Origin of the sequence: Shewanella sp. 10N.286.52.C2 (genome assembly GCF_002874545.1) — a bacterium.
Taxonomy (GTDB): Bacteria; Pseudomonadota; Gammaproteobacteria; order Enterobacterales; family Shewanellaceae; genus Shewanella.
Genome location: NZ_MCTV01000068.1, coordinates 158430 through 185215, shown reverse-complemented (window position 1 = coordinate 185215; position 26786 = coordinate 158430). Strand labels below are relative to the sequence as shown.

19 protein-coding genes are annotated in these 26786 nt (G+C 43.0%); 4 read left to right on the top strand and 15 right to left on the bottom strand.

The window, feature by feature from the left end:
- Positions 1-85 precede the first annotated feature (85 nt).
- Entirely contained in the window at positions 86-3043 is a 2958-nt protein-coding gene (locus tag BCU94_RS18575) for a TonB-dependent receptor (RefSeq protein ID WP_102477201.1), read from the bottom strand.
- A gap of 412 nt (positions 3044-3455) precedes the next feature.
- Between BCU94_RS18575 and BCU94_RS18570 the strand changes: the two genes are divergently transcribed.
- Complete coding sequence (locus BCU94_RS18570; RefSeq protein ID WP_102477200.1) at positions 3456-3899, top strand: OsmC family protein; 444 nt, start codon at positions 3456-3458, stop codon at positions 3897-3899.
- A gap of 108 nt (positions 3900-4007) precedes the next feature.
- On the opposite strand, the gene BCU94_RS18565 is transcribed toward BCU94_RS18570, so the two are convergent.
- The 4 genes from BCU94_RS18565 to BCU94_RS18550 form a co-directional block, all read right to left on the bottom strand.
- Complete coding sequence (locus BCU94_RS18565) at positions 4008-7292, bottom strand: S41 family peptidase (protein ID WP_102477199.1); 3285 nt, start codon at positions 7290-7292, stop codon at positions 4008-4010.
- Between the two features lie 242 nt (positions 7293-7534).
- Positions 7535-8416: a hypothetical protein gene (locus BCU94_RS18560; protein ID WP_102477198.1), complete on the bottom strand. Its 882-nt coding sequence runs from the start codon at positions 8414-8416 to the stop codon at positions 7535-7537.
- Positions 8409-8972: a sigma-70 family RNA polymerase sigma factor gene (locus BCU94_RS18555; RefSeq protein ID WP_102477225.1), complete on the bottom strand. Its 564-nt coding sequence runs from the start codon at positions 8970-8972 to the stop codon at positions 8409-8411. The genes BCU94_RS18560 and BCU94_RS18555 overlap by 8 nt, the downstream gene beginning before the upstream one ends.
- Before the next feature lie 209 nt (positions 8973-9181).
- Entirely contained in the window at positions 9182-10270 is a 1089-nt protein-coding gene (locus tag BCU94_RS18550; RefSeq protein WP_102477197.1) for a von Willebrand factor type A domain-containing protein, read from the bottom strand.
- Between the two features lie 409 nt (positions 10271-10679).
- Between BCU94_RS18550 and purE the strand changes: the two genes are divergently transcribed.
- Both purE and purK read left to right on the top strand, forming a co-directional pair.
- The gene (gene purE / locus BCU94_RS18545) at positions 10680-11171 is read left to right on the top strand and encodes a 5-(carboxyamino)imidazole ribonucleotide mutase (RefSeq protein ID WP_076542981.1); all 492 of its coding nucleotides are present in this window, start codon (positions 10680-10682) and stop codon (positions 11169-11171) included.
- Positions 11171-12295 (top strand): 5-(carboxyamino)imidazole ribonucleotide synthase, encoded by a 1125-nt coding sequence (gene purK, locus BCU94_RS18540; RefSeq protein ID WP_102477196.1) that lies wholly within the window; start codon positions 11171-11173, stop codon positions 12293-12295. Before purE ends, purK begins: the two co-directional genes overlap by 1 nt.
- Positions 12296-12386: 91 nt before the next feature.
- On the opposite strand, the gene BCU94_RS18535 is transcribed toward purK, so the two are convergent.
- The 6 genes from BCU94_RS18535 to BCU94_RS18510 all read right to left on the bottom strand — a co-directional run bounded on the left by BCU94_RS18535 (position 12387) and on the right by BCU94_RS18510 (position 20488).
- Positions 12387-13565, bottom strand: a complete 1179-nt coding sequence (locus BCU94_RS18535) for a methyl-accepting chemotaxis protein (RefSeq protein ID WP_102477195.1) — start codon at positions 13563-13565, stop codon at positions 12387-12389.
- Between the two features lie 277 nt (positions 13566-13842).
- Positions 13843-14460, bottom strand: a complete 618-nt coding sequence (locus BCU94_RS18530) for a hypothetical protein (RefSeq protein WP_102438112.1) — start codon at positions 14458-14460, stop codon at positions 13843-13845.
- Between the two features lie 305 nt (positions 14461-14765).
- The gene (locus tag BCU94_RS18525; protein ID WP_102438110.1) at positions 14766-15194 is read right to left on the bottom strand and encodes a hypothetical protein; all 429 of its coding nucleotides are present in this window, start codon (positions 15192-15194) and stop codon (positions 14766-14768) included.
- Positions 15194-16816, bottom strand: a complete 1623-nt coding sequence (gene gshA, locus BCU94_RS18520; protein WP_277869089.1) for a glutamate--cysteine ligase — start codon at positions 16814-16816, stop codon at positions 15194-15196. The genes BCU94_RS18525 and gshA overlap by 1 nt, the downstream gene beginning before the upstream one ends.
- A 254-nt stretch (positions 16817-17070) precedes the next feature.
- Positions 17071-19902, bottom strand: coding sequence for a pitrilysin family protein (locus BCU94_RS18515; RefSeq protein ID WP_102438107.1), 2832 nt, complete (start codon positions 19900-19902; stop codon positions 17071-17073).
- A gap of 163 nt (positions 19903-20065) precedes the next feature.
- Entirely contained in the window at positions 20066-20488 is a 423-nt protein-coding gene (locus BCU94_RS18510; RefSeq protein ID WP_102438105.1) for a YqaA family protein, read from the bottom strand.
- A 362-nt stretch (positions 20489-20850) separates the two neighbouring features.
- On the opposite strand from BCU94_RS18510, the gene BCU94_RS18505 reads away from it, so the two are divergent.
- The gene (locus tag BCU94_RS18505) at positions 20851-22098 is read left to right on the top strand and encodes a dicarboxylate/amino acid:cation symporter (protein WP_102438103.1); all 1248 of its coding nucleotides are present in this window, start codon (positions 20851-20853) and stop codon (positions 22096-22098) included.
- Between the two features lie 108 nt (positions 22099-22206).
- Here the strand turns inward: BCU94_RS18505 and BCU94_RS18500 are convergent, their stop codons facing one another.
- From BCU94_RS18500 to BCU94_RS18485, 4 genes are all read right to left on the bottom strand, one after another.
- The gene (locus BCU94_RS18500; RefSeq protein WP_198590913.1) at positions 22207-23367 is read right to left on the bottom strand and encodes an alginate export family protein; all 1161 of its coding nucleotides are present in this window, start codon (positions 23365-23367) and stop codon (positions 22207-22209) included.
- Positions 23368-23506: 139 nt separating this feature from the next.
- Complete coding sequence (locus BCU94_RS18495) at positions 23507-24349, bottom strand: ABC transporter ATP-binding protein (RefSeq protein ID WP_102477193.1); 843 nt, start codon at positions 24347-24349, stop codon at positions 23507-23509.
- A 38-nt stretch (positions 24350-24387) separates the two neighbouring features.
- The gene (locus BCU94_RS18490) at positions 24388-25296 is read right to left on the bottom strand and encodes an ABC transporter permease (RefSeq protein ID WP_241901093.1); all 909 of its coding nucleotides are present in this window, start codon (positions 25294-25296) and stop codon (positions 24388-24390) included.
- Between the two features lie 170 nt (positions 25297-25466).
- Positions 25467-26783, bottom strand: coding sequence for a CmpA/NrtA family ABC transporter substrate-binding protein (locus tag BCU94_RS18485; RefSeq protein ID WP_227006757.1), 1317 nt, complete (start codon positions 26781-26783; stop codon positions 25467-25469).
- Between the last annotated feature and the right edge of the window lie 3 nt (positions 26784-26786).

The following is a 26786-nucleotide window of genomic DNA, read 5'->3' as shown; positions in this document are numbered from 1 at the left end:
TTGATTAATTTGCGCCATCAGTTTGTTATTTTTAATTTGATGACCCATCACTCGAATTAACGTTAGGTTGTTTTTATTGTTTTGATTACATGGCATAAGTGAACCCCAGGTAGTATTCACGGCCAAAATATTGAATAGTGCCGGTTTTGTTTTCCGTGCCGAAATAACTTTTAGTGGGTTCGTCAGTTAAGTTGTTCACTTGGAACAACACACCAAGACCATCTGTGACTTGGTATGACGCTTGGTAATCAATAACCGTCTCACCATCAAAATTCACCACTTGCTCGTTTATCGCGACTTGCTCTGACACAAACTCATCTCGGTAGCGACCACTTATGCGTGTTTCAAAGCCTTCATAGGAATAAAATAACGTCGCACTGACAACATTGTTTGAAAGGCCTGGTAAATCTTGAGTGGCTGTATCGCCACCTAAGTTGGTAATTGATTGCACTTCTGACTCTGTGTAGGAGTAACTGGCATTAAAGCCAAGCCCAGACCAACCAGCAGGCAATGAGGCAAACACTTGGGTATAGGCTAATTCAAGCCCTCTGATATAACCGCCTTCAGCGTTATTCACTGCGGTGGTATATGTGCCGTTTGTGGTTTCAATTTGCTCACCACTGTCTTCATCGATAATGTAATCAGGGACGTTGAAGCCATTGCCTTTAAAGTCAAAATTTTCAATGGCGATAGTGTCGATGAACGAATCAATATCTTTATAGAAAACGGCAGCGACTATGGCGCCCTCATCAAAGTAGTACTCATAAGATAAATCGTATTGATTAGCATAAAACGGCATCAAGAATGGGTTGTTGGTACTCGATCCATTGATTTCACCATCATCAGAAACTGATGCACTAATATCACCAGCAAGACGGTTAATTGGCGGGCGCGACATCACTTTTGCCGCAGCAAAACGCACTTGTGAGCCATCTGTTACTTTGAAGTTTAAGTTAATTGATGGCAGGTAATCGGTGTAATCCACACCTTGTACCGTAGGTGCATAGTTTTGGTTAATAATACCGATTTCATCGGTAATATTTTGCGCACCTAAAGTTGGGTCAGCTTCAACGTTTTGAAGCATAGTGGCAGATTGGTCGGTATTCACCACACGAACACCAAAGTTACCTGTGATCGGTAGTCCACCGATTTCAGTATCAATATTTGCCATTACGTAGCCAGATAAGACTTCTTCGTATACGTCACCACTTTGCAGTACTGACCATGAGTAGTTGGTGGTATAGCCTTGTGGATCAATCACACCAGCAGCATTACCCCAAGTTTGTACAGGATCAGGTGTGCCATCAGGGAACCAGGCATTGAGGGCTTTATCTAAATCAATGGCTAAATACGATGGAAAATAAGAGAAATCACCTTCCCAATCAACCACTGCGGTCATGTCCTCTGTGAGTTTTAAAGGCGGCTCTGACTTAGAAAACGCGCCGTCATTTCCGTATTCAAATACTGAGCGGTCATTAGAATAAGTTCGGTCAGAATAACGTGCGCCAAACTCAACACTCGAGATAAAGTCATTATCTAGCTCGTAGGTAAAATCAACGCGATATGCTTTGACTTCATCTTCATTTTCAAATGGGTAGATACCGTACTTACTGACCATTACTCGGTCAATATCTGAAAACGCATCCGCTTGATTAAAACCTACATCTGGCAGGTCTAGGCCATTTAACAAATAACTAATTGACACATTTTCATCAAATATTGGCGCATCAGCATTGGCATCAACAGCCACGTTTGACCATAAAAGGCCGTTTCGAAAATCACTTTTAGCCGCTGACAGAGACACATCCACAATCATGTTCAAGCGTTCTGTCACTTGCCAGTCAGCATTGATACCAAAGCTATCTACTTCATCAAAGTCTTGGTTATCATCGTTGACAATTTCGACTCGGGTAAAACTTTTTGAAGTACGATTAAACGTGCCACCAACAACTGAGTTGCCATCATAAGTTGGGTTTGACACGCTAGCACTTGAACCACCAAATTTTGTTCTAAATCCACGAGCAAAAGATTCACTATCAAAGCGCGACATAAAGGCATCAGCTTTTAATACGAAATTATCAACTGGTGCCCATTCAATGGCTGCCATATAACCATTTCGGGTCTCAACACCACCTAAATGCTGAACTTCAAAACCTTCGCTGATATATTCATTCGCTGGATTATCTTCTGGGCCATTGATGTCACCATCAATGCCATCAACATCTTTAGAATCATTGTATGCAAGGCCAATAAATTGCGTCGCGACACTGGGTTGCTCAAGCCTTGCATATCCAACAGCTACCCCTAAGGTGTCCTCTAGGAATTTACCTTGATATGAAAAGCTTAAGCGTGAACCAAACTCTTCAGCGCCGTATACTTCGTCTGCGCGATCGTTATACATACCACGTACATTGGCAGTAAAGTTATGTTGTTTATCTTTGCTTAGTGGGCTGACGGTTGTCAGCTCAACAGTACCTGCTACACCACCTTCGATGAGTGATGCTTTTGGTGATTTATAAACGGCTGCGGAACTGATTAACTCTGAAGGGTATTGGTCAAACTCAATACTGCGAGAACCACTTGTCGATACCTGCTCACGGCCATTTAAGGTTGAAAATACAAAGCCGCCAGACATACCACGAATGTTTATTTCAGCGGCTTGTCCCCCAGTACGCACTGCGGAAATGCCCGGTAAACGGGTTAATGCATCGGCCATTGATACATCTGGCAGTGCGCCTAAGTCATCTGCTGATAGTTGCTCAGAAACAGTATCCCCATAACGTTTTGAATTAAGTGAATCAATCAAACTACGGCTATAACCGGTGACACGAATAACCTCAATGTCATCTTCAGCGGTGATATTATTGCTACTGGTATTTGCTGCGGCATTATCCACATTAGTTTCATTTTCGACCGCATTAGCGACCTGAGTTTTTTCTGTATTGATGCCATCGGCAGCAAGCGCAATATCGGATGACAAAGCAAATCCGACCCCCGCAGCAGCTAGCGCTAGCGATAAAACACTAGGTTTACAATTGAACATTGAGTTTCCCTCACCGTACTGGTTTTTATAGTTACCCAACATTCAGTTATACCGCTCAGACTAATGGAATATCAGGCATTTTTATTCCGATATACTAGTCATGGATTAGTGCTAGCCTCAATTTACTGCATACGTATTCATAACATCTCATTAACATATCGATTGTTTAAATAGTCGCTAAGTTGATGTAATCACATGCTAAAATCGGTTTGCTAATTATGATTAATATTTACACTATCTGCGGTAATCCACTTTTGGCTATAGGCTAGTCGTTAAATATCTAAGGGGAGGTAGATTTCGTCACTCACTCAGGTAGAATACTTTTCAGCTAAACCATTTGAGTAATGCTTCTAATCACAGTTTCAACCAGATTACTCACTAAGTGTTTGAAATTGTAAACAAAGGATAAATGATGGGTTTTAAGTTAACGGTAAAATGGCAAGCAGATCATTTTGATCATCAAGCGCCAGAGTTTAACCGGGATCACCAAATCGAATTTGGTACAGGCCAAGTTGTTCACGCCTCTTCAGCGCCTGAATATAAAGGTAATGAAGCCAAGGTTAATCCTGAAGAAAGTTTGCTTGCGGCCTTATCGTCTTGCCACATGCTAACGTTTTTAGCCATTGCCCATTTAAAACGCCTAACAGTTGAAACCTATGTTGATAATGCCAAAGCAGAACTAGGCAAAAATGATAACGGTAAGCTGTCAGTCACCAAAATGACTTTGAATCCTGTGGTAACTTTTGCAGAAGGCATTGAAGTAAGTCAGGAAGTAATTAATAAAATCCATGACAAAGCCCACGCCAATTGCTTTATCGCCAATAGTATTAATTCAGAAGTAGCAATTAACGGCTGAAAAATGCCTGCTAAAGGCTGTATTTACAAATAATAAAAAACCGATATCAACTTGACTTGATATCGGTTTTTTTACACTTATTTACCAAGCTTAACTCAGTTAGCGCCTTTAAAATTGCGCTTTAGTATCTGCCGCAAATCCGCTTGCAGGAATTGGCTTAGCTTTTAACGGCGCGATTGGCTTTTGGATCAGCTCATCTTTTAAATAACGAATGGCGGTTTCAAGTTGGGCATCTTGGCCCGAGAATGTGGCAAAAGGTAAGTTATCTACCTCAATATCCGGTTCAACTCCGTGGCCTTCAACAATCCAACTGCCATCAATAGCGTATTGTGGATACTCCGCCACTCTTGCCATACCTTTATCCGTTAGGCTGTTGCGCCCTGAAAGCCAAACCCCAGCACCCGCAGTTTGCTTACCAATTAACGGCGCTAACCCTAAGGCTTTAATGCCTGCTGAAAAGGTCTCGCCATCTGAATAAGTCATTTGATCCGCGAGCACCACTAAGTGACCCCTAAAGGTTTGCTGCATATTGGTATTAGCAGTGCCATGGGTGGGCTGCCAAAAAGCCCACGCACGGCGCAGTAACTTTTCAATAATCCAGCTATCGATATTACCGCCACGATTACGACGCACATCAATGATTAAACCGTCTTTGTCATAATTGGTATAAAACTCACGGGCAAAGCTTTCAATATCCCCAGCCCCCATGGCATACAAATGTAAATAACCAATGTTGCCTTTACTGGCACTGCTGACTTTAGCGGCATTATTGGTGACCCAGTCTAAATAACGCAGCTTGGCATCGGTGCGGTTATCATGGGGCACAACAATCGTTTGATGGCTTTTTTTACCACGAGTTAACTCCAACAACACTTGTTTATTGGTTTGATTACGCAGTAGTTGACTAACCTGAGCAAGACTGCTGACAGGCTTACCATTAATGGCTTTGATGATGTCGCCCTCTGCGGCGTCAACGTCAATACGGGCCAGCGGTGATGCCTGCGTTGGTAGCTCTGGGTCGTTACGATAAATATGGTTAATCAGCACCCCTTTTGAGGTTTGCGCTAACCGTGCCCCTAAACTTGCCCCTGTGGCAGTGTCGTTTTTAGCTATATCACCACCGCGCACTTGCGAGTGCAATGAATCAAGCTCGCCCATCATTTGCTTGAACAAATCATTAAGCTCATTTCTATCGGTTAAGCGGGCTAATAACGGCTGATATTTTTGCTTCACCTGCTGCCAATTAACCCCGCGCATATTCTTGTCGAAAAAGGAGTCACGGTGCATTAACCAGGCATCTTCAAATATCTGCTGCCACTCTTGCATTGGCGCTATAGATAACTGCCACTGGGCGGTATCAACCTGAGTGTTTTTAAGCTCTGTGGCTATTTTATCGCCAGCATCAACAATATGCAGCTCACTTGGATTAGCCTGTTTTCTTAGCAGTAATTTTTCACCATCATCTGAAAGTTGATAGTCGCTGATATCAGCGGAAAACTCGGTTACCTCAGGCGACAAGTTATCAAACTTCACCAGTTTTAAGCTGCTTTTATCTGCCACTGTATCGAGCAAATATAGCTTATCTTTACTGGCAGTTAAGCTGGAATAATTGCCTGATGCCACCGGAACTTGCCAGAGTCTTTGACTGATATTATCCCAATCCACTTTGACTTTTTGATTACTATCAGCCTGACTTCTAGCCTCTTTGGCATCGGCAATGATACTGCTATTGAGCTCGGTTGGTTTTACGAAGGGAAATACCGACTTTTCAGTTAATGCGATGGCAAAGATTTCAGTGCGCTTATCAAAAACCGGTCCCATATTTCTATCACCCCAAGGCGAACCTGGAGTCGCTTTAAAGTGCCGCGCTGATAAAAAATATAACCATTGTCCGTCAGGGCTAAAGCTAGGTGAATGTGACTCGTATTTATCACTGGTAATGGATTGGGCTTTATTATCATTAACCGAATACAGCACGATTTGTGGGCGCTGTTGACCCATTTCCAATTTGGTTAAGGCAATAAATTGGCTATCACCAGACCAAACGATATCCGGATATTCTCCTAACCCTTCACCATGGGTGATGATTTTAGTATTTTTACCTTTGTTTAAATCCAGTAACCACACATTGCCATCGTAGTCATCATGGGCAATATAGCGGCCATTGGGTGATAAATGCAGACTGGTTCTTAAGCTACTGCCATCTTTAGTGAGTTGTTTTGCCCCTGCACTGCCATCAGCGGGGAATTGCCAGATCTCTTGCTCGCCTGATGCATCACTGATGCCATAAACCCAATCACCATCCGTACTTAATAACGCATTTCTAATGCGGGCGTTAGCGGGTGATTGCACTTGGATTAAGCGGCGGCCATCATGACTTGCTATGGCTACATGGCTTCTAGCGGTGATCACCGCTTTATCGCCACTGGCGGCTAACTCCACTGAGGTAGCAAATGCCATTGGATCTTTTAACCAATGTTCACGGCGATGGGGAAAATCTGAAGTCAGGCTAATATCGACTAAGGATGAACTGCCATCATTAATGCTAAAGACTTTAATATCTGCCCCATGCTGAAACACAACTCGACCATCATTTAACTGTGCATCTCTGACTTGCCAAGCACTAAATTGGGTATGTTGCTTAGCATCTTGACCATCAAGCGTCATCGACCAAATATTATCATTGCCAGATTGGTCGCTAATAAAATAAAGCCGATTTTGCCACAGCATGGGTTGTCTTACTGAGCCTTGATGAGCTGCTGTCAGCTTTTGCGCCTCTTGATTACTGCCCAATTTAAATCGCCAAATTTCACCTAAAGCGCCGCCACGATAAACTTTGGCGTTATCACCACTGGTTTGCAGGCCAAACTGAGTAAAATAAACATACTCGCCCGCATCATCAATGGTGCCTTCAATCGCATCTGCTAGGGGTAAATCCGTTAATTGCAGCGTCTGTGGATCTACCGTTTTAAGAACCCAGTAATTTGCCGGTCCATTAGCATTATCGGTGGCATACAAAATCTCCCCGCTGGCTGTCCAGCCTTGCAATCTGACGCGACTATTTTCAAAGCTTACTCGCTTGGCAACGCCGCCTTTGATCGGCATGACATACACTTCAGTAGCGCCATCATAGTTCGCGCTATAGGCAAGCCAATTACCATCTTTTGAAATCACAGCATCGATTTCTTCTGCTGCTTGGGTGGTTAATCGTGTTGCTGAAGTTTGATTTAACTGACTAAGCCAAAGATCGCCTTCGGCGGTAAATACCAAGGTTTGATCATGTAGCGCTGGCGCGCGGTAATAGCCTTGATTGTCTGAATTAACCGCAAGAGCGGATGTGCTTAACAGCCCAAGAGCTAATAAACAGGCGCTAACAGAATGGCGAAGTTTCATAGTCAGAAAAGTCCTTGTAAATATTATTATTTTCAAGCAATCAAACTAGCAAACTTAAACTGATTTAGCAGTATAAAACCCAGTATTTATTGCGATAAAAGTTTAAGAATTTGTAACAATTAACTTATTCGCCGCAAAAAAAAGGGTAACAACTTTTGTTGTTACCCTTGGTGCTTTGGACACCTAGCTCGACAACAAATCTTCAAGCTAGAGCCAATGTTACTGTTAGTGCACTAGTGCCATTATTGAATCGATTGTTGCAAGCTTAAGCGCTGCTGTAATTGTTGGTATTGCTGATATTGAGGATGCTGCTGCTGAATAATCTCAGGGAATTGCAGCTCAATAACCTTCGAATATGCCTGAGCTTGCTCCAATTGTTTGTTATCTAACAGTTCAGCTAAATGCTTGATTGCATTAATGGAGTTTGTTGCCTTAGCTGCGCCAGTTGCGTTGGCTGCGCTAGTCGTGTTAGCTGAGTTAATGTCGTTAGCTGAGTTAATGTCGTTAGCTGAGCTCATGACAGAAACTGCTGAACGAGTTTGTGCTGGCGTTGGTAATTGAGCTTGAGGCTGAGATTCTGGTTGTGATTGTAATTGTGGTTGTGATTGAGCCGCAGACATAGATTCACGCTGCTGTTGAGGCATAACTTTAGTTGTCACAGTTGGGAGCACATCAGCGGCAGACTCAACTGTCGTTGCCGTCATTGGCGTTGGCGTTGCTGAAATAGTTGTTGGCGTTACTGTTGCTGAAATAGGCGTTTCAGTGGCTTTCGTTGCCATTGGCACACTGTCACCCGCATCTATATTGGCATGTTGGGTAAAGTTTGGATTAACTAATATCACGCTGGCAATGATCATTACAGATGCCGCGGTTGACAGCCCTAAACGATGCTTATGCCAAAAACTCACTTGCATGACATTTGTGGCTGCTGAATCACCTTGAGATGCTCTTGCCTGCTCAACAGGAGCGGCGCTCAATTTAGCTTGGGCTAAGATAGCCTTATCCATCGCTTTGGGGGGCGTTTCTAAATCCTGCTGATACAGGGTTTTAATTTCTTGCTGCAAAGCCACAAACTGTTCATCAGTCTTATCGTTGACTGAGCTTTTATCTTTAGAATCACTCATGATCCGCCCCTTGCCATTTCAGCGCTACACATTGCTTGATACTTTGATAGGCATAGCGAATGCGGCTTTTGGTGGCCTCTAAGGTTACATCGGCAATCTCACTGATTGCCGTAGCTGTTAAGCCCAATTCAATATTCAGCAAAAAAGCCTCTCGTTGTAATTGAGGCAATTTACTAATACAGGTCTTTAATAATTGCCCTTTTTGGCTATCAAGCAGTTGCTCATCAGGACGACTGCTATGAGAACTATCCAGTGTGCTGGCATCAAAGCTATCCATGCCCTCTTCTGCGGTTTCAGCAAGCTTATCGAGTGGTTTCACCGCCCGCACATGATCGATCAGTAAGTTATGGGCAATGCGATAAATCCAAGTGGTAAACTTGGCTGTGACTTGATAACTGCTGGCGGCTTTTATCACCTTGCCCCACGTGTCTTGGTATAGATCTTCTGCTAATTGCTTATCGTTGATTTGGCGCACAAAATAGCGATACAAAGGCCCTTTATGTTTGCTATACAGCTGCTCAAAAGCAAGCGAGTCCCCTTGCTGATAATTCAACATTAATTGCTCATCTGATAATGCAGTTATTTTATCTTTCACCGCCGGCAACCTTGGTTTATAGACTGTTTTTAATCACTTTAAACAGTTTGCCCAGCGTAAATGCGATTGTCTATTAATACTCTGCAATTGAGCTATATTATTCACAGCACCTTATCATTAATACTCCTGTCGACAATGAGCTCGTTAATAATAGCCGAGTTAATAATAGGCTAGTTAAAAATAGCCTTGCCAATAATGCTGCCCTGCTTTGGCGGAGTATCATAAATAGGCTGCGGCATCGGATAAGCTTGTCGTTGATGGGGCTTTTTTATCCCGACATTGTTTGTAACAGACACTAGCATCGCCTGCTTAACAAGGGCAATAAACTCGCTGCGCTCACCTTGGCTATCAGCTCCTTTAGCATCAAGGGCGATATTGATTAACTCAGGGTAATCAAAACGATGAACATAATTACTTTGATTAATTAATTGCCCTAAACCCGCCACCGCTGCAGCAAAACGAAACTCATCACTGGCTTGTTGAAAGAATTTGTCTTGTTGAGTAATGTCAATATCAAACTGGCCAAGCAAAGCTTGTTGGCTTGTTATACGCATGTCATGCAATGACAATGTGGCGAGGTTATCGGCACTAAAGCGCTGCTGAGCACTTGGTTTATGGGCTGGTGATTTATAAGCAGCTGAATCATCGATGCGCAACTCATACAAGGCACTATATTGGCCACTTGATTGAGCCTGCAATCGAGCATGGCCTTTGGACATTTGTTTATTAACGGGGTTGCCATAATTTCGCTCAAAACCAATCAGTCGGTATTCCGTAATCAACCTTGGATTGAAGCGTAACTTGGCTTGTAAATAAGCTAAGCCTTGCTTTGCAGGCTCTGTGGCCTTGTCACTCTGTTTGATATTAATCAACAGCAGCAAGGTGTCATTATTATAAGGCGATGGCGCCAGTTCAGTATGTATCTGATAGTTTTCAGATAATGGCTGATACTGACTAAAGTCATATTGAAATGCGTTGAGTAAATTCTGGCTTTGGATGGTATTTTTTTCAGGCCAGATTTGCTGGTTGAGTAAGTGCTTTAGCCTGTTATAGTCGCTGATACAGCCGCTGCTATCCGTATTAAATGTCAGCAGGGATAATGGCGTTTCACCACTAACCATGTTGCCGCCATGACTCACAACAGCCTGCTGAGCAGCCACGCAGTTTGGCTGTAATGTTAGAGTTTCAGCAACCCCATTAACGCTTACAAGCAGCAATAGGCTTAGTTTGCACGCCTGATAAATTGTACATTTACTCATCTATGACTCCGTAATAACCACAATACTATTATTAACGTGCTCAGATTAAAAAAGGGTTATTTATCTTTCACATTTAATCACCCCCAAAACAAAACAATATAAATCAATACCATAAACCCAAAAGCACATTAATTATGCGTAACGTTAACGGGTTAATTTTTACCTTATCAATAACCCAAAACTTGCAGTACACGATTGCTGTTCGATGTTTACCAAAAGCCAGTATAAGCATTCGTAATCACAAACTGAGTTTCAGCCCCAAAAAACACTGAAATGCAGCGAAATGTGAGCCAACATGATATTATCTAGCCCCTTTTTTATAGGCGCAAAAATGCAGCCTATAATGCCTGTACCCTATGCAGGTATAAGTAAAATTATTCTAATATAATAAGTGTGTTAAGGAGTTATCATGCAAGCCCTTGTTGCCGTAGTTATGGGATCTAAGAGTGATTGGCCGACCATGGAAGCCGCCGCAGAAATTATGGATAAGCTGCAGGTGCCATATCACGTTGAAGTTGTCTCAGCGCATCGTACTCCTGACAAACTCATGGACTTTGCTAGCACTGCTGCTGGTAAAGGCTTTAAAGTCATTATCGGCGGCGCCGGTGGTGCAGCACATTTACCCGGTATGATTGCCTCAAAAACCCGCCTTCCAGTGCTGGGTGTGCCTGTGCAAAGCAAAGCGTTATCAGGCATGGACAGCTTACTGTCTATCGTACAAATGCCTAAAGGTATTGCAGTTGGTACCCTTGCTATTGGTACTGCTGGGGCGTTTAATGCCGGCTTACTTGCTAGCCAAATTCTTGCGGTTGAAGACAGTGAACTTGCAGCGCGTTTGGATGCTTTTCGTGAAGAGCAAACTAATTCAATCCTTGAAAATCCAGATCCGAGGGAAGCTTAATGGCTAAGCAGGACGGTGAGCAAAAAAATCAAACCCACGCTACACAGCACAATGTATGGGTTTTAGGTGATGGTCAATTAGGCGCTATGTTGTCCCATGCTGGGCAGCCTTTAGCGATTAATGTTCGTCCGGTTGATATTATGACCCCATCAGATGAGCGTTTACCTCTTAACGATACTGACGTCATCACCGCAGAACGAGAGCAATGGCCTGAATCAAACTTAAGCTTGCAACTTAGCAAGCATAAGCATTTCATTAATGGCCCGGTTTTTGGCCTGCTGGCAGACCGTTTTACCCAAAAAAGCTTATTGGATGAGTTAGCTGTACCAACGTCACCTTGGGAGCTGGTTGACGATAATACTCAAACGGCGCAGTTGCATCAGCAATATGGCGAGCGAGTATTATTAAAGCGCCGCACCGGTGGCTACGACGGCAAAGGTCAACACTGGTTAAAACAAGCTGAATCAACCACCATCCCTGTTGATTGGCGTAATGAAGCCATTGCTGAGCAAGCGATTAATTTTGATGAAGAAGTGTCATTAGTGGGCGTACGAACCCAAACCGGCGAATGCTTATTTTACCCGCTAGCGTTAAATCTCCATCAAGACGGTATTTTAATGGCATCGATTGCGCCATTATCGCGCTTAAACCACTTACAAGCCCAAGCTGAAGCCATGCTAAGTAAAATTATGCATAAGCTTGAGTATGTTGGAGTGATGGCGATGGAATGTTTCCGGGTTGGTGATGAATTACTGATTAATGAGTTAGCCCCTCGGGTTCATAACTCTGGTCACTGGACTCAATCAGGTTGTCATATCAATCAGTTTGAATTGCACCTGCGTGCCTTGTGCGGATTACCTTTACATACCCCACAAGTGAATCATCAATGTGTGATGGTGAACTTAATTGGTGTTGATAAAGATGACCGCTGGTTAAGCTTACCCAACGCTGAGTTATTCTGGTACAACAAAGAAGTTCGCGTCGGTCGTAAAGTGGGTCACTTAAACTTATCGGTTCATAATAGCGCGATGCTAACCGACAGTATTGGTCAGCTACAACAATGGATGCCGCAGCTGTATCAAGCGCCATTAGCCTGGGTTTTAGATGAATTTAGCGCTGATTAAGATCAATGGCACTTAATCGTAACCCATAAAAAAGGAGCTAAGGCTCCTTTTTTATGGACTATTGATTTGCAAGTAATGATTTAGCTAGGGTTTAAATACACACTCGAGTGAGTACTTTCTCAAGATGCTCAGAGCTGGTTTGTTGCCTATAAGCGCGGTCTGAAATCGCTTTTAAGCTCTGCTGCACTTCATGACTCAAACGGGTAATTTCCAGCGCTCGACTACTGATACTGTTAGTGGAAGATTGCTGCCCTTGAATGCTGTAGGTCATATTACTGGCAACACTATCAAGTTGCTCAAATGCGCCGCCAATATCAGTAAATGCTTGGGTGACCCGCAGGCATTGTTGCACGCTTTCATTAGTCACTCTTTGACTGTCGCTAATGGCATTAACAGCATTACCCGCTTTGGCTTGCAGCTCTAAAACAATAGTTTGAATTTCTACCGTCGACTCCTGAGTGCGATGAGCTAATGCGCGAACCTCATCAGCCACAACCGCAAAACCGCGGCCTTGCTCACCGGCTCTAGCGGCCTCAATGGCAGCGTTTAGCGCCAATAGGTTGGTTTGCTCGGCAATACTTTTAATCACTTCTAAAACATTACCAATTTTCTGGCTGTCGCTGTTTAATAAATCTAAATCAGATACCAAACTTTCAATGCCATTGGCAAAGGTGGTCATGGCAGTTTGATTACTTAACGCATCATTATTACCGAGCTCAAGTAATTGCTTCACTTCCGTAGAGGTTGATTTAAATTCGTCGGCATTGATTGATAACTCATCTGCCGTTTTCACTATGTCTGCTAATGAGCTTGAAATAAGCTCGGTTTCAGCAGTGCTTTTGGCAACGGATGATTCAGCCGAATTCATTTGCTGCGCCAACTCCTGCGAGCCATGGTGAAAATTATTGGCATCTTGCTTAATGTCATCTAAAACCAATTTCAGTTCTTCAATAAAACCACTAAGGTCGTTGGTAATTTTCGCCAGTAAATCATTACCACTATCGATTAGCGGCTTTTTAGGGGCGGCTTTCGTACTAATAACTAAACTTAGATACTCAGCCAGTTGACTCAAGCGTGTGTGTAAAAACTGCTTAAATAAATACAGACCTACTATCGTTTGCGCCGCACCTAATAGCGCGACAATAAGTAACAGCGTGGTTTTATCAATTTGAGAAGGTAAAAATGCAATGATGACCAATGCCACCAGCACCAACGAGATTAACGGATAAAGCAGTGTTGCCTGTAATTTATTATTATTGTGAGATTGCATATACAGTTCCGAAAGTAGTGATTATATTTTTCTAGCAACTCGTCATGAGCTTTTAGCGCTAGCGGTGCTTAACATTGATCCCCCCAAAAAGCCATATAGCCTCAAGGGTTACAAATTGTCACAAGCGGTTTTATTACTATCGGAATAAGCTGCAAAAAGTTTAGCGTTAATTGTTAAATATTTATGAACAAGGTTAAGTATAAAAACTGATCTAACCAAGAGAAAGTAAAAGCCCCGCGAATGCGAGGCTGATGAGAATGACAATAACTAATGCGTATTAACCGAAAAATAACCGCCATAACCAGGAAGAGTCGAGATCTTCTTTACAGGTATGATACTGAGCAGCGTAATTTCTGGCGCGAGCATCAACACGATTAGCAACAGGTCCAAGCCATGCTTTAGCTTTATAGCTGCCACGTTTATAGCCGCCCCAACCTTCGTGATAATTCAAATACTGATTTTTCGCATCCCATTTTGACACCCCATTAATGGCATGGGTTTTATAGATAAACCAGCCCATAAAATCCATCGCATCATCAAAATTACTGCGACTTGACCATGAATTACCGGTTTCACGTACATAGTCATCCCATGTCATGGTTTTTGCTTGAGCATAGCCATAGGCATCACTTGCGCGGCCAATAGGAATAAAGCCCCAAAAGTATTCCATTGGTGGCGCGGCATTATGTTTAAACGAGCTTTCTTGGAACATCATAGCTAAAGGCACATGTACTGGTACGCCCCACTTTTCGCGCGTTTTTACCGCCGATTTATACCAAGAGCGATTTTCTTGAAATATTGAGCATAAATTATCAGGCTCTTTAGGTGGCGGAGTTGCACAGCCCGTAAGCTGTAAAAGAAACATTGCGCCCAAAGCACGAAAAAACCACGTCATAAATGCCCTTAAAGTAATCAATATCAGGAGTTAACTAAAGCGATTCGATTTTCACATCAAAATAAACTAGATGCAAACCACGGCGTTAAAAAATAGAACTTAATCTGTCGCTAGAATGCGACCATTGGTATTAGTCAAAAAATACTTGAACTCAAGTCTGACAATAAAGCTGGGCTAGAGGGAGGTTCAGCGGCTAAGGTTTTCTAAAAAGACTATCAAGGTAACATTTAATATCGGAATAAATGAGTAACTAAACCATTAAATTATTGCCTAATTGGGGACACTTATCGCGCCTAAGCGGCACATTAATTATCGGGGTTGGCAAACTCACATTCATGGGGCTCTTGCTGCCATATGACGGGTTGCCAGTAATCGGTATTCTCGCCAGTATAAATTCTATCTTGATTAAATTCAGCCGCTAAATGAAGCTGCAGGTGCGCTTTCACATCAACATCAATATTTTTAGGCTTACGGGCAGCAAGCTTAACTTTTAACTCAGGCGACTCAATGAGCTCTGCCACGGTAAACTCATGTTTTCCTGCGGTTAATTTATAATAAGGCCTTGAGATAACAGGCTTACCATCAAGATGAGTCACCACCACGCGATAAAGACTCTGCGAGGTCGGTGGGGTTATATAACTCGCCACCGAGCCACAGATAGCTTGCTCATCCACTGATGATGCACAGCCTTGTAATAGACCCAGCACCACCACAGATAAAGCTAGCCTTTTCATTAACGACACGCTGCGGCAGGTTTGGATAAGTCAGCAAAATAATCAGCTAAAAACTCATCAAAGCCGACACTCGGTAACGCTTCCGCCATATGCTGTTGAGCAAGTGATAGTGCCGCCTCTTCAACATAGCCAGCTTCCACCTCAGCGGATAATGGGTAGTCAGATAAATATTGCTGATAATCTAGCGCCAGTTTTTTCACCCAACTGCTATGATCTTGACCTTGATTAACCACATCGTCCAGCACGCGACCCGATAGGGTTAAACTTGGATCGTCGATAGCGGCTTGCCATTGCGATAATGCCTGTTGGTATGCATTACCAGAATCACCATCTAACAACTTAGCGAGGCGAGACAGAGGTTCAAATATGTCATTCAGCCATTGAGTGCGGCTAATTGACTGACCATTTTTAATTAGCTCAAGCCCAGGTTTTCGACCTTCAACTACCACAGCTTGCAAGTTAGCGGCGATTTCCTGCTCTGCAGCGCAATCACTTTTTTCTGATGACGACAGCAAGCAGTACAGCAAGAATAAGTCTAAAAATCTTACCTGACTGGCATCAATACCAATTGGGCTATAAGGGTTTACATCTAATGCACGCACTTCAATGTATTCAACTCCAGCGCGAGACAATGCCTCTGAAGGTTTCTCACCTGCTTTGGTGACTCGCTTGGCACGAATTGGCGAGTAAAACTCATTCTCAATTTGCAGCACATTGCTATTGAGCTGACGATATTCACCATCGACTTTAACGCCGATTTTCTCAAAACTGGCAGAAGGCATGCGAATGGCTTCGCCCACCCCTTGTAAATATTCAGGCAGTGAGTTGTAACTGATGTTTAAGCGTTCTTGCTCTTTATTGGTGTAACCTAAATCGCTCATACGAAGTGAAGTCGCATATGGCAGGTATAAGGTGCCCTTACCGGTTTTCTTAAAATCAAATCCGACGTTTTTATCTTTAATGAACGAGCCACACAGCGCAGGAGATGAACCAAAGAAATACGGTAATACCCAAACTAAACGGCGATAATTACGGATCATGCCAAAGTAAGACTCTGAGATGAACTCACAGCGCGACACTGACTTATCAGTGCGTTCATATAAGCTATCCCACAATTGTTCAGAGACTGAAAAATTGAAATGCACCCCTGCAATAATTTGCATGAGTGCGCCGTATCTATGGGTTAAGCCTTTACGGTATAAGGTTTTCATTTGACCGTTATTAGAACTGCCATAACGGGCAATAGGAATATCTTTTTCATCGCCGACATAACACGGCATGCTCACAGGCCATAGCGTCTGGCCATTCATGTTTTTAACACTGTAGGCGTGAGTTTGAGTTAACCCTTCAAGTAAGGTGTCAATATTAGTATTCACCGGGGTAATGAACTCAAGTAAAGACTCACTATAATCAGTGGTAATACGAGAATGCGTTAAGGCTGAGCCGAGCTTTTGCGGATGGCTATCCATCGCAAGGTGGCCAGTGCTTTCGATGCGCAGCGCTTCGCGCTCAATGCCTCGTACCATGCCGAGTAAAGATTCACGCCCTTGGGCATTTGATAGATAATCGACTGTTTCATTGAATGAATTCAATTTGCTGTTCTCTTGTAGTGACTCGCTTATGCGACATTCAAACTGCTAGACCTGATATTTAGCACTAACATTTCTTTAAACCAATTAAAAGCATGTTATTAAACACATATGAGCTCACAGTAAAAAGCATTTTCAGCCATTCTACACTCACTATGTTTTACAAATAAAAAACGGTAACAGTTAACCTGTCACCGTTAATTACTAAATTCTAGCATTTTTAAATGGCTATCAAACCCTATATCTGATCTATATAAGGTTTTTTATCCTAAAAACAACTGCGATGCTTATTTTATTTCAACTATAGGATAGTCCAAAGCTTGCAACTTAGGCAGAATAGCAGCTTTATCGCCCACAATCAGCATCACCATCTGTGATAAGTCTAATTGCGTGGCAGCTAACTCATTTAGCTCAGCACGCGAAACTTGTTGAACAATATTTGCCTGCTGCTCAGTAAAGTTGTCATCAAGTTGGTAACGCTGAATCATCCGCATGAAGCCCGCTTTTTGATAAGGCGTTTCGTAGTCTAATGCTTTACCTTGTGAAATTGAGCTACGTAAAAAAGTTAACTCCTCTTCGCTCATACCTTGCTGCTGATATAGATTAATCTCGTTAATAAACTCAATAAGTGACTCTGCAGTCACATCAGTGCGGACACTGGCTGAAGCCATAAATCGCCCTACTAAACTGTCACCATTAAAACCACTGCGAGCACCATAGGTATAACCTTTGTCTTCCCGCAAATTGAGGTTTATCCGACTGTTAAATGCGCCACCTAATGGGTAATTCATTAAGTAAGACTTAAAGTAGTCGCCTGTTGCATCATAGGTTAACGCCCGCTTACCAATATTAATAACCGACTGCGCCGCATCTGGTTTATCAATAATGTAAATGGTGCCACCAGCAAGCTCTGGTAATTGCGGTAATACAAATGGCGAGCTGGCACTGCCTTGCCAAGCTGCAAACGGGCTTAATAACGGCAGCACTTGTTGCTTGCTTAAATCAGATACCAGCACCATTTTGGCATTACCCGCTCGATACTGCTGCTGATAAAACTGTTTAACATCCTCAAGGGTTAATCCGGCAACACTTTCTAAGGTGCCAGAAGCATTGACGCTTAACGGGCTGTTTTCACCATAAAGTAACGATGAAAAGCCTTGGCGCGCTAAAAAGTTAGGATCTGACTCTTGATGCTGTAAACCTTGTAATTGCTGCTGTTTAAGGCGCTGAAAGTCAGCCTCAACAAAACCTGGGGTAAATAGCTTCTCTTGTAATATCGCTAAAGTCGGCGCGAGATTTTCAGTCAAACTTGAAAGCTGAATATAGCTTTGTGAGCCCGATGCACCAAAGGACACACTACTGCCAAGCATTTCTAATGCGCCAGCTAGTTCTTCAGTTGAACGTTTAGCGCTTGATTCATTGAGCATAGATGCCGTTAATGACGCCACGCCCGCTTTACCTTGGGGCGCAACGCGGTGGCCGCCTTCAAGATAAATCAGTAATTCAACGGTTGGAGTTTCATGGCTCTCAGTACCCATGACTTCAATACCATTGGTCAGTGAAGCATTCCATAACTCAGGCACTTTTAGTACTGGCGCATCACCCACCTTTGGCATAATAGTACGATCAAAGTTTGAGGTAATTTGTCTGACGTTATCGACGCCGCTCACGGCTTCTGGCGCTACCGGCATCATGGTTGGGGTAAAGTTATCTTCAGCGGCAATTAATTGTTTTGCCCCTTCAGGTACAACGCTCATGACCACCATAGGTTTGTCTTTGATATACGTATTAAACACCCGCATTACATCATCTTTGGTGACACTGGCATAACGGGCCAAGTCACTGGCTACCATGTCAGGGTTGTCAAAAAAGGTTTGATTGTAGGCCAGAGTTGATACCTTACCTTTTACACTTTGCATGCCAAAAATAGTATCGGCTTCAAACTGTACTTTAACCTTTTGTAAGTCATCATCTGTCACGCCACGCTGCTCAAACTCCTTAATAGAGTCATTAATTTTCTGCTCAAGCGTCGCAAGCGTTGCCCCCGAAGCGGGATTAGCCAGTGCATACAAGGTTAAGCTACAAGCTAACTCTTGGCATGGATGACCTACCGAGGCTTGTACTGCATAACCATCTTTGACTAAGTTTTTGTATAGCAGTGAGGTTTTACCGCCACCGAGAATATTGGCTAATAAATCCAGCGCGGCCTCATCTTTATGTCGAGCGTATACTGTGGGGAAACCCATATAAATCAGCGGCAAATGAACTTTATCTTCCATTGAAATATAACGGGTTTTATCTAAGACCACTGGGGTTTTAGGATCTGCTGACACCTCTGGACCACGTTTTAGCTCACCAAAATACTTATTCACCATGGCTAGTGTTTGCATTTCATCGAAATCACCACCAATGGTTAAGGTAGCGTTATTAGGGCCATACCAGCGCTTAAAGAAATTACGCACATCATCAACACTGGCACGTTCTAAATCTTCTGGCCAACCTATCACTGGCCACGAATACGGATGCCCAGCAGGATACATTGCTTGGTTAAAGCGCTCATTCAAACGGCCATAAGGTTGATTATCAATTCGCTGAGCGCGTTCATTTTTAACTGTCTCACGCTGGACTTCAAATTTTTCACTGGTCAATGCTGGCAATAAAAAGCCCATACGATCAGATTCAAGCCAGAGCATTTTTTCCAGCTGGTTGCTGGGTACAGTCTCAAAATAATTGGTTCTATCGGTATTGGTGGTGCCATTTAAGGTGCCACCAGCCTCAGTAACGACTTTGAAATGCTGCTCATCGCCGACATTTTGCGAGCCCTGAAACATCATGTGCTCAAATAAATGGGCAAAGCCACTGCGCCCCGCCACTTCACGAGCTGAGCCCACATGATAAGTGACGTCAACATGAACGAGAGGGTCTGAGGTATCTTGATGTAAAATCACCGTAAGACCATTTTCTAGCTGATATTTCTTATAAGGAATACCCACAGAGTCACTTTGAGCGACGGTTTCAACTAATGTGACCCCTTGAGGTAACGCAGGGGAAATTGTTGCTTCATGTGCGCAGCCACTAATGGCGATAGAGATCGCTGCTGCCAAGATCCATTTCTTCACTTATATACTCCTTGAAATCTAGCCAATGAAATCAGTCAATGTGATGCTATGAGTCGTTTTATACCTTGTTGGTTCAATCGCAGATAAAAATATCCTCTCCAATCAGATAGCTAACAACAGTGATCACCATAGGGTTTTATAAAAAAACCAATAAACAGTTGTTTTACCATGCCAACATAAAGGCAGCCACTATTAATGAGTAACGAATCGTTTTACCGATTAACATCATGACAGTAGACGGGATAATAGGTAGCTTTAACCAGCCAGCAAGTAAACATAGAATATCGCCAATTAATGGCAACCAAGAAAGCAGCAACGCCCAATAGCCATATTTTTCAATTAATTTTAATCCATGTTGGTATTTCTTACTCGCTAGATCCTCTGGCGTCTTAGCAAAGCGACCTAAATAGCCTAAATAGTAACTGCTTATTGCTCCTAAGGTGTTACCAACACTGGCAGCCACCAGCAGCGCAAGCCAGGTTTCTGGTTGATCCGTAAGTAAGGCTACAAGTAAAACTTCTGAACCTCCTGGTAACAAAGTTGCCGCTAAAAAAGCCCCGCTGAACATTAACCACAATGCAGTCATTTACTTTACCTAATGATATCTATAGTGTTTTAGCAATTAAACTCGTAATATAAAAACGAGTTAACAAGCTGTTGAATTTCAATATGTAATTAACAAATTGAAAAAATGATATAAGTTATATTAAAAACGGTTTGTCCCGACGATATTCGCTGAATACAATTCGAAAAATATTACCTAAAAGACTCTAATTAGGCTGGCTTAAAATAGCCTGAAGTCAATGGCTAAACTCAGTTTATACCGCTAACGTAATACATAGCTACAATGACTATTCAATGGCCTTTTGTGTGATTGTATAAGGTTATTGAAATAATAATCCTCTTGCTGGTAACGACTGGCAAGCATAATAAATAGTTGGAACCTTGATGATTTTTCAAACCTTGAAACGCATTCCTTTTTGGCAAAAAGTACTCGCAGGCTTTGCCTTAGGTATCCTTGCAGGTGTAGCTTTAGGCGAAAGTGCAGTAATACTAAAACCTTTAGGTGATTTATTTATTAGCGCCATCAAAATGTTGGTTGCACCTTTAGTTTTTTGCGCCATCGTTGTCAGTATTACCTCATTAGGCTCACAAGCTAATTTAAAGCGCTTAAGCTTTAAAACCTTAGGCATGTTCATGTTTACTGGCACCATGGCATCGTTTATTGGTTTAGCCATTGGTAGCTCATTTGATATGGGCGGCAGTTTAGAACTAGCGACCTCAGAAGTGCGCGACCGTGATATCCCAGGGTTTGCCCAAGTATTACTAAACATGATCCCAGTAAACCCTTTTGCATCATTAGCTGAAGGTAAAGTCCTGCAAATTATCGTGTTTGCAGCGCTCGTTGGTATTGCAATTAACGCCGTTGGTGAAAAGGCAGAGCCACTTAAGCGCACCATTGAAGCAGGTTCAGAAGTAATGTTTGAACTAACCCGCATGGTACTAAAGCTTACCCCTATCGGCGTGTTTGGCTTGATGGCATGGGTTGTTGGTGAATACGGCCTGTCAACTTTACTGCCATTAGGTAAGTTTATTGTGGCTATTTATGTGGCCGCATTAATTCATATTATTTTTGTTTATGGTGGTTTAGTGAAGTTTGCTGCCGGCCTAAGCCCTGTACAATTTTTCCGTAAAGCAATGCCTGCTCAACTAGTGGCATTTAGCACCGCATCAAGTTTTGGCACCTTACCAGCAAGTAGTAAATGTACTGAGTCTATGGGTGTATCAAAGCGCTATAGCGCCTTTGTATTGCCGTTAGGCGCTACCATGAACATGGATGGCTGTGGCGGTATTTACCCTGCTATTGCGGCGATATTTATTGCGCAAATTTACGGTATTCCACTGGATATGACCGACTACATGCTCATTGCGGTAACGGCAACTGTGGCGTCAGTAGGTACAGCAGGTGTTCCAGGTAGTGCGATGGTGATGCTAACAGTGACCTTGGGCGTGGTTGGTTTACCCCTTGAAGGCATTGCCTTTATCGCCGCTATTGACCGCGTTATTGATATGATCCGCACTGCAACCAATGTCACTGGTGACATGATGACAGCTGTGGTTGTTGGCAAAAGCGAAGGCCAATTCGATGAGCAACAGTTTTATTCAGATGAAAAAGCGCTAAATCAAGCGGCTTAAATCGAGTCGCTCAGCAGCGAAAATTTATTAAAAAACGGCTAACTCAAACTGAGTTAGCCGTTTTTATTTAAGCGTTAACTGTTCAGACCAACTGCTTAAAAGCTAAGGCTAGAACTTAGCATTAGCCCATAACCACAGTTTATCAGTATCGACTTTACCTGCAGCAGTATCGCCTTTTGAATACGCGGCGTATTTAACCCCTAAGGTATAATTTTTTGTCACCGGCACGCTGAAGACTGCATTAATTTCAGACCCTAAATCATCCACTAAAGCCGATGATTCATCAGCCTCAAAATCGTGATATACCAGCGCCCATTTACCGCCAATCACCTTACCGCCAATTGAGGCGTAAAGATCGGCTAAGCCTTGTTTAGGGGTTGATAAAAACTGATCTGACCAACCGTTAAAGCCATGCAAGGTCGCTAAAGGTGTTTGGAAACCATAGTCGCCGCCGTCTGATCCCAATACTTCATAACCCACTTTAATAGTAATCGCCGAAAAACCGACTCCAGCCTCAACGCTCATATAATCAGCTGAATAGGACAAGTCTGCGTTATCAGAATCCTGGGTGGCATACTCTGCTGAATACAATACTTTGATATCACCCACATCGGTATTACCAGCAAAGCGTAAACCATAGGTATCAAGGCCGTTATCAATGGCGCTATCTTCTTCTAGTAAATACCCATAACCACTTAAGGTACCAAAATCGGTTTTTAGTGAAGCATTTATCAGGTTATCTTTTGAATCGATATCTTTTTCCTGTGCAAAGATACGATTACGCTGGCTGATATAGCCGTAGTCAATTTTAAATACATCGTTAAATTTGTACTCTAACATCACCCCATCGAAGGTCTGTCTATCTTGACGCCAGCCCACATGACCCACAAAGCGTTGGTTATCAAAGGTAATGACTTGGCGACCACCTTTAACGGTAAAGCCTTCATAGTTATATTTTACAAAGAATTGATCAAACTCGGTGGTTTCTGGATCGGCAATCACTGAATATTGCGGATTTTTACCTAAGGTATTGTTGTAATCATCAACGCCGGCAACCACACGTGAATCTTCAAACTCAAGGGTGGACGAAAAACCATAGTAATCAGCTGTGGCATAAGTCAGACGAGTGCGAAGGGTTAAACCATCAGCATCTTTTAAGGCATTATCTTGATCAACCATTTCATAACGCAAATTCAAGTCGACCTTAACGCTGCCTTGGGTGACCGCATCAGCAACGGACTGGGTCGTTTCAGCATGAGCCGAGCCCATGGCCAACAAGGTTAATGATAGCGGCGCCGCAAGGCTTACTATCGATTTGGTTAATTTGCTATTAATCAGTGCTGCGAGTTGCTTCTGTTTCATCATCTTTCCTTTTATATTTATAACTAAACTGTTCCATGCATCAGTGTTAAACCGCTTCAGCCTGTTCATCTGATGTAGTTAATGACTTACTAATATTAATAGGCTCTACTTTGCGCTGTTTCTCATAAAGAAACTTCAGTACTTCGGCCCGCAAACGGTTGTATTCAGGATCTTCTGCTAGCGCCAGACGATCTCTTGGGCGGGGTAAATCAACTGTAAGAATTTCACCCACGGTTGCTTCTGGGCCATTGGTCATCATCACAATGTTGTCTGACAGCAATACCGCTTCATCCACGTCATGGGTGATCATGATGACGGTATTATTAAGCTCCAGTTGAATTTCCATCAGCGAGTCTTGCATATGGGCTCGGGTCAAAGCATCGAGCGCCCCAAAAGGCTCATCCATCAATAGCACTTCAGGTTCCATTGCCAAGGCTCTGGCGATGCCCACTCGTTGTTTCATGCCGCCAGATATTTCACTGGGCAGTTTGTGCATCGCATGATCCATATGCACTAGGCTCAGGTTGTATTCAATCCATTGCTTCATTTCAGCTTTTGACTTAGTGCCTTTAAACACCTGCTTTACTGCTAATTCCACATTTTGATATGAGGTTAACCAAGGCAATAAAGAGTGGTTTTGAAACACCACAGCTCGCTCAGGGCCGGGCTCTGAGACTTCAGTACTATTTAAAATCACCCCACCTTTGGTGGCCTGATATAGCCCCGCCACAATATTGAGTACGGTTGATTTACCACACCCCGAGTGACCAATAAGCGAGACAAACTCACCTTTATTAATTTTTAAATTGACTTCCTTTAGCGCCTTAAACGGCCCATTTGGGGTTGGAAAGTCCATGTCGATATTACTAATGTCTAAAAATACACTCATAAGATTTATCCTTATTCCTCAACGAACTCTTCAACCAGTTAGTGACTTTTATCCCAAGAGAACCAGCGCTGTAGTGCCAGTACGCCACGGTCTAACAAAAAGCCAATAAAGCCAATCACAATCACTGCCGCCATTATTCGTGACAGAGATTCTGAACTGCCGTTTTGGAACTCATCCCAAACAAACTTTCCAAGCCCAGGGTTTTGCGCCAACATTTCTGCGGCAATTAACACCATCCATGCCACTCCTAGGGATAAACGCATGCCAGTAAAAATCAGTGGTATTGATGCTGGTAGCACGATTTTTTGTACGTGGGTTAACGGTGATAAGCGCAGCACCCGGCTGACATTGAGTAAGTCAGAATCAATGGATGCCACCCCTATTGAGGTATTGATGACCATCGGCCACAGACTACAGAGGGTGACGGTTAACATGGAGTTGATAAATGATTTAGAGAACATAGGATCTGGTGACACATATAACGCGCTCACCACCATGGTCACCAACGGCAACCATGCCAGTGGTGACACAGGTTTGAATATTTGCACTATCGGATTAACCGCTGCATTAACGGTTTTACTTAACCCCATCCAGATCCCCATGGGGATAGCAATAATGGCGGCTAGTATAAACCCAGACATAACCGTGATAAGTGAGGTCACTATCTGATCGAAGAAGGTTTCCTTACCGGTATACGTTCTGGTTTTCGCTTGATAACTGGGATCGGCAGCCAGCCTTGCATTATTGCGAACTTGTTGGCGCTCATAAAAAGCCGCCGCCTTTTCTCGCTCGGCATTATGCTCTTGGTAAAGCCCATCGAACTGACCTATAACAGCCACAGGACCAGGAAACTTACCTAGGGATGTATTAATATTATTGGCTGTAATTGACCAAATAACCAAAAACACGGTAATACCGATGAGCGGTAATAATAATGCTTTGCTCATTGCCGCTGATTTGGCTAACAACGAAGTTACAGCCGACTTATCCATAGGGAGTCTCTGCGCTAATCTTGCAATGGTTGTCATAGGTCTATCCTCACTTCGATAGCTCTTACTTGCATAAAATCTGAATCAAACTCGACATAAAACTCGAGATAAAGTACTTAAGCTCAGGCTTACAGTTTGTCGCCTTGTTTTAATCCGATACTGAACTTGTTGATATAGGCATTCGGTGCACTACCGTCATACACAATGTCATCAATAAAATGTTGCTGCGGCTTTTTAAAGCCCGTTTCAGTAGCAAAGTCAGGGAAATGTTTGGCATCAATACTTTTATCATCAATTAACGATTGCGCCGCTTTTGCATAGATATCTGGACGGTAAACCTTGGCAGCTATCTCTTTGTACCAAGTATCAGGCTTATCATCTGAAATCTGTCCCCAACGACGCATTTGGGTTAAGTACCAAATCGCATCTGAGTAATATGGGTAGGTTGCGTTATAACGAAAGAACACGTTGAAATCAGGCACCGCGCGCTTATCACCTTTCTCATATTCAAAGGTGCCCGTCATGCTATTGGCAATCACATCGTAATCAGCGCCAACATAGTTAGATTGAGATAAGATTTTCACAGCTGCTGGGCGGTTAGCATTGTTGTTTTCGTCTAACCATTTAGCCGCTTTAATTAATGCTCTAGTTAAGCGAATAGTGGTGTTTGGATACTTTTCAGCAAATTCTGCAGTAATACCAAATACTTTTTCAGGGTTATCTTTCCAAATTTCATAATCGGTAACCACTGGCACCCCGATGCCTTTAAATACCGCTTGTTGGTTCCAAGGCTCACCAACGCAGTAGCCATAGATGGTGCCAGCTTCAAGGGTTGATGGCATTTGTGGTGGCGGCGTAACAGATAAGTAAGCTTCAGCGTCAAGTTGTCCTGAAGTATCACCTTTGTGAGGCGCATAAAAACCGGGGTGAATACCACCAGCGGCTAACCAATAACGTAGTTCATAGTTGTGGGTAGAGACTGGAAATACCATACCCATTTTAAAGGGCTTACCTTGCTCGTTATATTTATCTACCACAGGTTTGAGCGAGTCTGCTTTAATGGGATGAACCGGTTTACCATCAGCATTTTTAGCGATGTTAGGCTTCATTTGCGCCCAAATATCATTGGATACAGTAATAGCATTACCATTTAAATCCATTGAAAAAGGCGTAATGATATGGGCTTTGGTACCATAACCAATCGTGGCTGCAATAGGCTGACCTGCTAGCATATGCGCCCCATCTAAGCGGCCATCAATCACGCCGTCCAGTAACACTTTCCAGTTAGCTTGAGCTTCGATGGTGACGTATAAGCCTTCTTCTTCGAAATAACCATTTTCATAAGCGATAGCGATAGGCGCCATATCGGTCAGTTTAATAAAACCAAATGTCAGCTCTTCTTTTTCAGGAAAGCCTACTTCTGCAGTGGCAACATTAACTTGCATCGC